The 953-nt window shown below is 52.6% G+C and carries 1 protein-coding gene; it reads right to left on the reverse strand.

The features are described from left to right. A partial coding sequence (locus FC98_RS13760) for a MucBP domain-containing protein (protein WP_191982012.1) occupies positions 1-953 on the reverse strand: 953 nt, incomplete at both ends.

Raw genomic sequence — 953 nt, forward strand, 5'->3', positions numbered from 1 at the left:
CGATGACGCCTAGAAGCGCCATGTCATTATTCGCTTGATCACCAGTCTGCGGCAACCGTTTAGCGGCCAGTTGATTGGCTGACTTGGATTGCTTTGAAGCTGATGGTTGCTTAGTTTGATTCAATGTGCGTGGTCCAAATACCCCGGCAACCTTCACGGGTTCATTAGCCAACCGTTGCGTCTTTACTCGACCAGTTGACCGTTTGGCCTGCGCTGTGGTCTTAGCCGTCTGCTTGGCGGTTGGCCGTTTCCCAGGCTTAGCTGGTTGATGCGTCGTTGTCGTCGTGCTTGGCTTCTTCGGCTGTGTTGTCGGCTGGTTTGGTTCCTGAGTCGGTTGCGTGGTTGGCTGCGTTGGTTGAGCCGGTTGGGTTGGCTGGTTCGGCGTCGTTGGTTGAACTGGGTTTGTTGGTTGCACCGGATTAGTTGGTTGCACCGGCGTCGTTGGCTGGGTCGCTAACTGATACGTGATGTACGTATCCTTATCCGGCGCTGCGTATGGCGCGGTTGGCGCTAAGTAACCCTTGGTTGGGTCACTCGGATCAAAGAGCGTCAGGGACTTGCCACCAGAAACCGCATTGTAACCCTTGATGTAAGGGACAATCGCCGTGGTTGGCGTCAAAATCGCCGCCGGATTCTTCGGATCGTTTGGATAAATACTGTTAGTGACATCACCCTTACCCGTTGGTGGCGTGATAACGTACTTGCCAATCAACCGATAAACGTAATTCAAAGTAACGTCGCCCGTGGCGATCTTCCCGTTGGGATTCGTTGGTGACTGGATCAAGTAGTACTTCGGAACGACAATCGCGTTGGAAGTATAATCGGCACCAGTCTTCAAACCATCCTTAGTCGTGGCTGGGGCCACTGGATGACCCTTTTCGTCGACATAATTAACCGTGACCTTGTAATCTGCCGTAATTGACAACTTCCCAGGCACAACTTCAATGTTGTAG

The sequence above is a fragment of the Lentilactobacillus kisonensis DSM 19906 = JCM 15041 genome, from assembly GCF_001434135.1.
Classification (GTDB): Bacteria; Bacillota; Bacilli; order Lactobacillales; family Lactobacillaceae; genus Lentilactobacillus; species Lentilactobacillus kisonensis.